Below are 9,349 nucleotides of genomic sequence, written 5' to 3' on the forward strand. Positions count from 1 at the left end.
TATAAAAAGTATGGAAAATAAAGCCTGTTAATTGTTACCATACGGGTGTAGGACAATACTTTTAGGGGGAGGATGTTTAGTATGAACGGTTTATTGCGCAAGCTCAATGTAAAACTTACACTTGTATTAACACTTATTGTGACTCTTGGAATCACATCTGCTTTTGGTCAGGCATCAGCCAAAGAACAATGGGACCCTCAAAAACAACAAAGAATTGCACAGGCTATTTTCGAAGCTGCTGCATACAATGAAGTAGATAAAACTTTTTTCTTTGATGAATCCAAAGTTATCAATGCTGGTTTACCAAAGGATATTTCATTAGAGATCAAAAATCATTTAGAATCATTGACCGGAACTGCTGCTGAAAAAGTGTATCAAGATCAATTAGCTACACAGAAAAAAGGTGAAGTGACAACTATGGTTGCTCCGCTAGTGATATGGGCGGCCAAAGTATTGGCTGGCGCAGGTCTAGCATGGTTAGGTAAAAAGCTTTTAGATATGGGCGGCCATGAATTTTGCAAACGATACAAGAACGAAAATAAAACAACTAAGTATGTTTGCAAATTCCTTTAATTTTTGAAAGGAAGTGGTTTAATTGAGAAAAACAAATTGGTTTCTGTCTGTGTTTATAACTGCTTTAATCTCCTTTGTAATTCAATCGGGATTAAGTAAGTTCGGCGTGATTAACATGTCAAATATTTGGGCAGATTTGGTCAGTTGGATAGTAATATTCTTTGTCGTATTCATTGGCGTTGAAGCGTCTTTTAGAACGATCAATAAAATGAGACATCGAACCGAATAAAGACAAACAAAAAGCCCTTCCGTTTGAAGGGGCTTTTCAATAACTTTTAAATATATGTACAAAAGTAAAAAAGGAGCCCGCGCATTCGCAGTCCCCTTTATCTACTTTTATTATACACAATTCGCACAAAGGTATAAAAAGACCATACGTTCTAATTTAATTTATTATACCTTTATGTTTAATAATTAAACTTAAGGGTATAATATTTATAGCCATGGCTTTACAAAATCGTTAACGATTTGTATAATGTTATTAGGGTTCGAGGTTAGCTCGGACGGCCACCGTAATGGTGGTTTTTTTATGGAAAAACTTTTAGACCATAACCATTGTAGTATGGATAGCTAAAGATTTTCTTCTCTATTACTTCAAAAGCCATATCTTTTTGATTCAGCTTCACATATTTGTGGATTGGATAAGAAACAAGATCTGCTAACTCCAAAGAAACAAAAGACATCTTTTTATCATGTCTATCGCTCCATTTAGGGTTAAAATAAACCCCCTGTATACAAGAAAAATCCTCACTTCTCCAATATTCATTGCCATTCTCCAACATGTCGATAATATATTTTAATATCTCCGCGTCTTCTTTTTTGCCTCGCGATTCTAATAAAAGTATACCTTTTCTTCCCATTAAATAACGGCAGTACCTTTCTAAGATAAATTTTATGCATAATGTATATACTGGCCAAGGGTTATTATATTTCCTTATATGCTCTGCCTTATCAATTGATGCGCTGAAAATTTCAAACGGAGTATTTTCCATCATGTCACTTATATCAGACATTAATTCTGGATAATTTATTAAATTCGGATTAAATGGACCAATCCTTTTCCGAATATCTCTTGAATGTAAAACCACTCTTTGAGTTCCCTTTTTATAATCAAAAAAACCATCTTCCCAGTGCTTATATTTAACATTGCTAATACATTCTTTAAAATGTTGATAATTATCACAATCGATAGCCGTTCCTGTTATTGTAAACCATCTATCAGGATGATCTAGTTTTTCTAATACTTCACCAATATTCTTTCTTACCCCCTTTAAATCTGTGGTCCCATTCTCATCAAGAGAAAGGATTGAATCAAATGTACCATTTATCTCATGGATTATTGTTGGTCTCTCTCTCCAATTTGTTGTCATTTTTTACTCATTAAAAACAAAAAAGCCCCTTCCCTTAATTGGAATAGGGGCACCCATAGACATTTAGCTGTATATTTTTATTTTAATAGTTTTTCTAACGCAACTTTAGTCTTCGGTCCATAAATGCCGTCAGCAGCAAGACCGTGCATGAGTTGGAACCGCTTGACCGCATTCGCTGTCTTTGGACCATAGTATCCGTCAATACCGTTATTTTTTGCACCTTTATCGGGGTAGTAATACACAGCAGCCAGAGCCTCCTGCAATGCTTTTACTCCAGCGCCCTTTGTCAAAGGCTTTGTTATTTTAATGATGCCAGATGGTAAGTTAAACGTTTTTTTAGGCTTACTCGCTTTTGGCTTGGATGGTGTGTTTTTTACAGGTGTCGCCGGCTTCGCTGTTGCCTTTTCCCCTGTATGAGCGGTTGCAATACCCGCCTTGAAGCTGTCCCAGCGATTAAGCAGCTTTCGTGGACATTGTTTACCGCTCCATCTCTTATGAGGCACAACGTTTGCCAATGGAATGCCTTGTTCTGTCATCAGCTTCCGAATGAGCCATTGAGCATTTTCAACCGCTTTTTCAAAATTGCCGTCTGCATTTTCACAAATCTCAATTCCAATTGACTTCATGTTTCCGGTTCCTCGGCCATCTCCTGCATGCCATCCGTTTTCATTTAACGGCAGATGTTGATAGATGCAATTTTCATCCACCGTATAGTGCCAGCTTACACCTGTACTAGATCGTTTCACAAACGATGCGTGACTCGCTGCGTTTGCCCCTTTTGCTGTGTTAGCTGTGTTATGAACCGTAATATATAAAGGTTTCATATAGTTGCCTGGTCTGTTGCGGTTACTCTTTGGAATAAAATCTTTAATGATTTTTACCACGTTCATCGTCTCCTTAAATTTTGATTTTGATAATTAAAAAAAGCCGCCTAATGGCAGCCGTTTATTTTGAAAGTCCTTTTTGTTTCAGAATTTCTTTCTGTTGTTTTCCTTTTTCGGTAACATAGTTATTTTTGAACCACGCTAAAAGGGTTGTTACGATTGTAAAGATCATTGAGCCAGCAAGGTACAATGTCTCAGCCAACGAAGTGACTTGATCCTCGCTGATCGGCAAGATTGGCTTGCCAAATAGAAATAACGTTTGGTTGATCAATGCCATAAATAGAAGCACTGTGCGGATCACCGTGCCTTTGTCGAAGTTTTTCATAAATGTTTCCTCCTATTTTAAATTCCGTTCAATTTTATCGAGCTTGTCGATCACTACGTCATACTTCTCACTAAACTTTGCTAACACTTCATTTTGCGCTTCGATTTGTTCATTGAGCTTGTTTTCTCTTTCTTTTGTTGTGTTTAACACGTAAAACAGCACCCAACAAAAAAGAACCGCAAAGGGTCCTTGTGTCATTAAATATTGAGCCAAATCCATTTCCACCATACTCACCTACTCCCTCACTTTGTCCACCCCCTTAAAGAAGGCAAAATAAAAAGCCTTTCTACTCGGCTTCTGGCGTTTCTTTATATACTTTACCGGTTATATCTTTGTATTGATCATGTGTAACATATTCCTCTTGAACGCCCTCTACTAAATCGTCAATAGTACAGTCATCAAAGAAAATTGCTTGTTTAACCATTGCAGTTGTGGCCCATTTATAAAATAGGGCTAACACCCAAAAATTAAGATTCATCAGTAACCCCCCCTTTTAATTTAAGGATTTCTATTCTCATCTCGGCCAGTTGCTGCCCTATCGTTGCATTTACTCTTTCTGACTGTTGACGAGCAATTTTCTCTTTCGCTAACTGCTCTCCAATAAGGAGTAATTGCTTTTCAACCTGAGTCATAGGCTGTTCATTGTCTAATTTCAAATACTCTTGCCATGCAGCATCCAACTCTTCATCTGAAGGCATCGGTTCTTCTAATAACCATTTGTCAATAAATTGTCCTTCTCCATCATCACGAACCGAATAATCCTCACCTAGTTCCGCATTTGGGTATAAATATTTGATCGCAAGCGCCTTATTCATCTTTTCCCTCCTATCTCAACTGAGACATGGTAACGTAAGCTGTGTTTATTGATACTGTTTTTTTGGTCCCTTTTGGTGTTATATAGAAAGTTACCTTATCTCCAGCTTTAAATTTTTGTAATAAATAAAGCACACACGTACTTGATGATGTCGCTGGATTCCAGTTTCCAAACCTTTGATACTCTGATCCATTGACATAACAAGCTAAAATATTATCTGATCCGACTGTGATGTTAGTGCTAGTAACATAAAGCCTTATCAAATAAAGACCGCTATTTTTCAGTGTAATTTCTGCGCGAGAGCGGTTATACTCTGATAAGTCGTCTGCTCGTGTTGCCCCAAAAACAAGCTTTGTTGCAACATTTTCAGCGGCTGAAACAGATGAATTATCTTGGTCATAAGTATCAACAAAAGTTCTGTTTGCCATATCCTCCACCGTTAAAACTTGTTTCCATCCTTTGAAAATTCCATCAGTGTGAACAGTACCGTACCAGTACATATTGTCAAAACTTCTCCATAAACGAATGTCTTTTCTTGTTCCTGCGGTTCTGACATCAATATTAAACCACGATGAATCATTTGTGGTTGGCTTGTTTGTAAGATACTGTCCAGCTGCATAATAACTCCCAGCTGGTAAAGATAAGATATCCGTTCCATCCAAAACAGTTGGGAGCGGCTTACGATCTCCCGAATCTTGCGTCAGTTTATAGAGTTGGCCACTGTTCCATTTATCTTTTTCAGAAGCTGTAGGCAGCTGCGTCCAAGTGATAGAAATATGGGTAGAATTATAGTAGAAGTAATAGGCATTACCTGACGTGTCTACCGCAAAACCGGTTCCGATGTTGTTTTGTCCCACCGTCTGAATACCTCTCAAATAGGCATTGCTGGGCGCTGGGGAATCTTCTACACCTGGAGAAGCGATAAAGGTACAGGTTCCTTTGTCTTTAATCAGATCATAAATATTTTTGTCAGCTGGAACAGAGATCAAGTATTTTCCGTCATCAGCTGTGATCTTATATAGCTGCGATTCATTCCATTTCTTCTTCTCTGCTGCAGATGCATGCGGCTTAGTATCGTCAACATGGCCAATGATCTGATCTAACAGTCCAGTATCATTTTCAAGTAATACCTTCACCATGTCATTGAACAGATCGGCATGAGCTTTATCACTTGTTTCAAACACTTTAGGAGATTTAATGTCCATCTATGAGCACTCCTTTCCTAGTAAATATCATCAATCTCAAAGATGAATTCAATGTCACCATCTTTTTGCTTGTCTGTCATGGTGCGAATGGCCGTAAACTTTCCATCTTCATCAACTAGAGCCAATTCGTTGATGACTTCACCAGCAAGCTCCCCTTCTGCGATGGTGCACGTGTACCGGATCTTCGCCGGTTCCATGAATTCATATGAATCAATTTCTTTTTGTACAAGCTCACTCTTTAATTCTTGTTCTGTTCCATCCAGAGAGATTGGCTTTCCGTCCTTAGTTCCACCATTCCCAAAAGCCATCTTAACCACTTTTGTGAGCTTCGTTCCTTCTGCTCTAGCCTTCGCCATTTGTTGGCGAGCATAAAGCGTTGTAACGGTTAATTGATCAGCCATAATGATCCTCCTTTATAAATCTATTTGTTTAGACGTGGCAGCTAGATATTTTGAACCGTCTAGCGGTACCGATCCATCAAGCGTCCAATATTTCTGTTTGATAATGACACTTCCACTCTGATCATTTGATACATGAGTAGCTATGCGGAATGTCATCTTCTTTTTTTCTTTCCTAACATGATTGAAACGAGATCGGAGTGTAAGAGCTGCTTGTTGATCCGTTTCGTGTCTTGCCCCTACCATGACATATCTTGTACGGCCAGAAACTTTCATTTCTTTTTTGAGCTTCATGGCCATCTTTAAAAATTGCCTGAAGCGCACTGGAATATCTGTTGAATTGCGCGATCCGCTAAGATAAAACGTACCATTTAATAAAAATTCACCATTGAGTAAGATAGGAATGTGATCAAAAAAGCCCACTCTGCTGCGAAGTGTGAGCCTGTTATGATAGTCTTTAATTTCTTTTACATCTGTATGATGAATGCTTGTGAATTTGTAAGCCAAATGAGCCGGTTTGAGATTTTCCAGTGTTTCAACGATGTATCTTGTGTTTTGCAGATCATCCAGGTTCACACGTAAGGCGAAGTGATAGCGGCCTGTCGTTAGACGAACCACTGCGCTAGGGTTCTTCAAGAACCGGTTGACTGCCCTCTCTAAAGAAGCATAAGTGATCGGTGGAATGTTGGACATGAGATTCAATATACGTGCCCTTCTCAATTCAATCGAATCACCTGATTCACGCTGCACCTTCAGCATCCTTTCCCATCGATTAAGCCCCCATGTGGCAGTAAGCGGAAACAGTTGATCAGTCATATCAAAAATAGAATCATCTAGCCTTTCCATCTCAGGAGCCTCTGATTTCATGAGCTCATCAAAATCTGTGATCTCTGTGAGATAAGCAGGAAGGTAAGCTTTCATTTCATCAAGCTTGCTCAATAACGTTCACCTGCCCTAGACGCGGAATCTCAATGTCCTGAAGCGGTAAGTTCTTTGCCTCACCGTTTATCAATACATCCGCATAATCAGACACACTATCCGCATGATACAAAATGTCATTAATCGCTGACATTCTGATCACATTCTCCTCGAAAGCAAGTGATTTTAGGAGAGCCTTGATCTTCTCCTCTATTTCTTGTTGAGCATCTTCAAGTGAATAATCCATTTTAAGCTCCACTGATACGGACACCACAACATCTTTCCACTTGGCGCTTTCAACAGTGGCAATAGCCCCGATCGGTGCTTGCCCTTCTCCTTCTCCTGGAACCGGATCAATGTACTCTTTGACCTTATTGACGAGCAGATCCGTCGCAACATCAAAATTCCCATCTGTGATGACAACTTTTACTGTGCCCTCCCCGTTCCAAAGTGGGAACACCTTCGCCCTGCCAACTCCTTCAACTTCTTCAGCCCACTTTTTATAATGAGCTTTGTTGGCACTGACAGCCTCCCGCCTTGCCCTCATCAAGTACCGCTCATAAAGAGCTTCATCGTCTTCTTCCTCTTGCCCTGGTATCTTCAATTCTTCAAAAATGACAGACTCTAATCCTGGTATGTTATCGAGCGATAGGAGTGGCAGCTCTGCAAAATTCCCATTTCCTACAGCACCAGTCGTTTCACACTTCAGCGTGCCGTCAGATTGATATTGAAAATATAGACTGTCAATGTAGAACCTTGAGCCAATAGGTATTCTGATAGTGTCAGGTGTCACCTCAACGGACCATACAGCACTTGTGGCCACTTTACGAGTGATGCCCACTTCAGCAGCTCGTCTATCTAAAAATTCTCCCTGCGCTGTATCCGCAAAGACAAGATCGAACATCTGTTCTAGCCATATATAAGATTGAGCAAGTTCCGCAGCTGCAGGGGCCAACGCATTCCATATCACGCTGTTTTCACGTTTATCAATATCATCCGGTATACGTTCCAACATGCGCTCCATGATGGCTTCATAAGACTGTTCTTCAAACATCTTCGCCAATCACCTCCTCGATCTCCAAGGTCCCTTCATCCGTCACCACGTTAAAGAGCACTTTAAAGGTTGCCCCTTCTTTAGTGATCTCAAAATCTTGCACACTTTCAATTCTTTCATCCACTAAAAGAGCCTCTTCTATCAACCGCGGGATTTCCATCTCCTTGTATTCGTCCGTTGATTCTTCATCAGACACAGCTTCTTGCACTTCGCATCCTACGTCATGACTATAAACGGCATGTGAATATCGTTCCGTTCGCAAAGCCATATAGACGAATTGGCGAATGGCATCAAGACCATTAATCTTTTCATTGGTTAAACGGCCAGTTTCAAAGTTGATTCGGTAGGTGGTCGAAGGTTCAACAATATCCTCTTCTTCTTCATCATCCAAATCCTCAATTTCTTCTTCAGGTGAAAGAGCCATTACGAACCACCTCCTACTACTTTATCTAAGATGTAAAACGTTTGGCCGCCTGTCATTGCAAGGACCATGACACTATCACCTTCTTCTAGCTCATCATCTTCTCCCACGTCTAAGCGGGCTGGCCAGATGAGAAGTTCTTCAGGAATGATGAGTTTGTCATTCTCATTGAGTCGAACACTAAGAGGGGAAACAGACACCACATCACCAAGTATCAAGTCAGTTGGCGATTGTGCATCCACAGCATTGACGGCCAATCGCTTAATTGCCTCACTTAGTTTCATGATTGGTTCCCCGTTGGAATTGTGTTCTTTTCAACGACATCGATCGTCATGGTGTGTTTGGTTCCTTTAAATTCATGACTGTCTTGATCGATCCAGTACGTTTTTTTGATGCCGATATCAGGGATGATGATGCGTACTGGCATACCGCTTTGTAATCCAGGAATACCTAGAGCTTGGATGCTTTTAAGTTCTTTCTTCACACCCTTTTTCTGTGAGAGACGAACATCAGCCCGCTTTTGCAGCTGTGCTTGGTTGATCTCTCCTGACACTCTTTCAACGTGCTGAAGAATTCCATATTTGCTTCTTGCTGAACTATCATTCGCCACAGCCAGCATTTCAATTTCTTTCTTTTGAGTAACCATTTTTGGTTTCTTTGGCTTTGTTGGTTTGGTCGTTTTCTTATCTTTTTCTTTATCTTTGTCAGTAGTCTTAGATTTCTTTTTTTCCTTCTTTAAAACTTTTATTTTATCCACGTGTGTTGCTCTCATCTTTACACGTGTGGCCGTTTCTTCAATGGAAGTGCTGTACTGATAATCAATGAGATTGACACCTGATTCAATGACCCATACGTCCTCTGGATCTGGCCAAGCTCTCAACCCCATTTTCCCTTTAGAAGAATAAATCTGATAGTTACGTCCTGTTTGTTTTTTCGTTTCCCTTAGAGCCTGCAAGATGATGTCATAAAGGCTTGTATCGTTTTTGAATACAAGTGATTTAATGACATGGCCAGTGTTAGCAATCGATGTCATCGGGATCTGAAAATCTTGACCAAGCCGCTTCATTATCTGATCAGCCCGCTTGTTTGCAAAGACATAGACATCCTGGTTCTTCACCAAATACTGAAGCATGTCATAAGCAGTAAAAGTGAGCTTTTCATCTTTGGGCGTTCTTGCAAACACTGTTCCTCTGAAAAGCTCTTTCCCCTTCCACTTGAAAAGAACCGTGTCACCTTCTTTGATGCTGTAATACTTTTGACTTCCTTGCTTTGTAACGATAGTCGCTTGTATTGAGCGGGGGGCCTGATACCTTTGCCCCCGAAGTGTCACACTCTCTGTCACAAGCTCATACATGGTGCCGCTTCTGATGGCAAAAAGCTCAATCAA

13 protein-coding genes and 1 pseudogene are annotated in these 9,349 nt (G+C 40.1%); 1 reads left to right on the top strand and 13 read right to left on the bottom strand.

Annotated elements, in window-relative coordinates:
• Positions 1-81 precede the first annotated feature (81 nt).
• On the top strand, positions 82-573 hold the full coding sequence (locus tag ACYH0L_RS11695) for a hypothetical protein (RefSeq protein ID WP_482354033.1): 492 nt from the start codon (positions 82-84) through the stop codon (positions 571-573).
• Between the two features lie 527 nt (positions 574-1,100).
• Here ACYH0L_RS11695 and ACYH0L_RS11700 read toward each other — a convergent pair.
• From ACYH0L_RS11700 to ACYH0L_RS11760, 13 genes and pseudogenes are all read right to left on the bottom strand, one after another.
• A complete protein-coding gene (locus ACYH0L_RS11700) occupies positions 1,101-1,943 on the bottom strand; it encodes a DUF3800 domain-containing protein (RefSeq protein WP_482354034.1) in 843 nt (280 codons plus the stop codon).
• Between the two features lie 77 nt (positions 1,944-2,020).
• Positions 2,021-2,827: a peptidoglycan recognition protein family protein gene (locus ACYH0L_RS11705; protein ID WP_482354035.1), complete on the bottom strand. Its 807-nt coding sequence runs from the start codon at positions 2,825-2,827 to the stop codon at positions 2,021-2,023.
• A gap of 61 nt (positions 2,828-2,888) precedes the next feature.
• A complete protein-coding gene (locus tag ACYH0L_RS11710; protein ID WP_482354036.1) occupies positions 2,889-3,152 on the bottom strand; it encodes a phage holin in 264 nt (87 codons plus the stop codon).
• A 12-nt stretch (positions 3,153-3,164) separates the two neighbouring features.
• On the bottom strand, positions 3,165-3,377 hold the full coding sequence (locus tag ACYH0L_RS11715; protein WP_025092921.1) for a BhlA/UviB family holin-like peptide: 213 nt from the start codon (positions 3,375-3,377) through the stop codon (positions 3,165-3,167).
• Between the two features lie 61 nt (positions 3,378-3,438).
• Positions 3,439-3,630: an XkdX family protein gene (locus ACYH0L_RS11720; protein WP_482354037.1), complete on the bottom strand. Its 192-nt coding sequence runs from the start codon at positions 3,628-3,630 to the stop codon at positions 3,439-3,441.
• Positions 3,620-3,967: an XkdW family protein gene (locus ACYH0L_RS11725; RefSeq protein WP_482354038.1), complete on the bottom strand. Its 348-nt coding sequence runs from the start codon at positions 3,965-3,967 to the stop codon at positions 3,620-3,622. The genes ACYH0L_RS11720 and ACYH0L_RS11725 overlap by 11 nt, the downstream gene beginning before the upstream one ends.
• 10 nt (positions 3,968-3,977) lie before the next feature.
• Complete coding sequence (locus tag ACYH0L_RS11730; RefSeq protein WP_482354039.1) at positions 3,978-5,171, bottom strand: hypothetical protein; 1,194 nt, start codon at positions 5,169-5,171, stop codon at positions 3,978-3,980.
• Positions 5,172-5,188: 17 nt separating this feature from the next.
• Positions 5,189-5,572 (bottom strand): phage tail-collar fiber domain-containing protein, encoded by a 384-nt coding sequence (locus ACYH0L_RS11735; RefSeq protein WP_008361274.1) that lies wholly within the window; start codon positions 5,570-5,572, stop codon positions 5,189-5,191.
• Positions 5,573-6,067: 495 nt separating this feature from the next.
• Positions 6,068-6,508 (bottom strand): annotated as a pseudogene (locus ACYH0L_RS11740) (YmfQ family protein); the annotation flags it as partial.
• Positions 6,495-7,541: a baseplate J/gp47 family protein gene (locus ACYH0L_RS11745; protein ID WP_482354486.1), complete on the bottom strand. Its 1,047-nt coding sequence runs from the start codon at positions 7,539-7,541 to the stop codon at positions 6,495-6,497. The pseudogene ACYH0L_RS11740 and the gene ACYH0L_RS11745, both read right to left, overlap by 14 nt.
• Positions 7,534-7,965 carry a DUF2634 domain-containing protein gene (locus ACYH0L_RS11750; protein ID WP_482354040.1) on the bottom strand — a complete coding sequence of 144 codons (432 nt, stop codon included), beginning with the start codon at positions 7,963-7,965 and terminating at the stop codon, positions 7,534-7,536. Before ACYH0L_RS11750 ends, ACYH0L_RS11745 begins: the two co-directional genes overlap by 8 nt.
• Positions 7,965-8,246 carry a DUF2577 family protein gene (locus ACYH0L_RS11755; RefSeq protein ID WP_482354041.1) on the bottom strand — a complete coding sequence of 94 codons (282 nt, stop codon included), beginning with the start codon at positions 8,244-8,246 and terminating at the stop codon, positions 7,965-7,967. The genes ACYH0L_RS11750 and ACYH0L_RS11755 overlap by 1 nt, the downstream gene beginning before the upstream one ends.
• On the bottom strand, positions 8,243-9,349 hold the full coding sequence (locus tag ACYH0L_RS11760; protein ID WP_482354042.1) for an XkdQ/YqbQ family protein: 1,107 nt from the start codon (positions 9,347-9,349) through the stop codon (positions 8,243-8,245). Before ACYH0L_RS11760 ends, ACYH0L_RS11755 begins: the two co-directional genes overlap by 4 nt.

The organism is Bacillus sp. MC1252, assembly GCF_056838025.1.

Excerpts from the sequence above, each read along its gene's own strand:
- ACYH0L_RS11755 (WP_482354041.1), bottom strand. The coding sequence starts at position 8,246 with ATGAAACTAAGTGAGGCAATTAAGCGATTGGCCGTCAATGCTGTGGAT.
- ACYH0L_RS11720 (WP_482354037.1), bottom strand. The coding sequence starts at position 3,630 with ATGAATCTTAATTTTTGGGTGTTAGCCCTATTTTATAAATGGGCCACA.
- ACYH0L_RS11700 (WP_482354034.1), bottom strand. The coding sequence starts at position 1,943 with ATGACAACAAATTGGAGAGAGAGACCAACAATAATCCATGAGATAAAT.
- ACYH0L_RS11730 (WP_482354039.1), bottom strand. The coding sequence starts at position 5,171 with ATGGACATTAAATCTCCTAAAGTGTTTGAAACAAGTGATAAAGCTCAT.
- ACYH0L_RS11725 (WP_482354038.1), bottom strand. The coding sequence starts at position 3,967 with ATGAATAAGGCGCTTGCGATCAAATATTTATACCCAAATGCGGAACTA.
- ACYH0L_RS11750 (WP_482354040.1), bottom strand. The coding sequence starts at position 7,965 with ATGGCTCTTTCACCTGAAGAAGAAATTGAGGATTTGGATGATGAAGAA.
- ACYH0L_RS11745 (WP_482354486.1), bottom strand. The coding sequence starts at position 7,541 with ATGTTTGAAGAACAGTCTTATGAAGCCATCATGGAGCGCATGTTGGAA.
- ACYH0L_RS11735 (WP_008361274.1), bottom strand. The coding sequence starts at position 5,572 with ATGGCTGATCAATTAACCGTTACAACGCTTTATGCTCGCCAACAAATG.
- ACYH0L_RS11710 (WP_482354036.1), bottom strand. The coding sequence starts at position 3,152 with ATGAAAAACTTCGACAAAGGCACGGTGATCCGCACAGTGCTTCTATTT.
- ACYH0L_RS11695 (WP_482354033.1), top strand. The coding sequence starts at position 82 with ATGAACGGTTTATTGCGCAAGCTCAATGTAAAACTTACACTTGTATTA.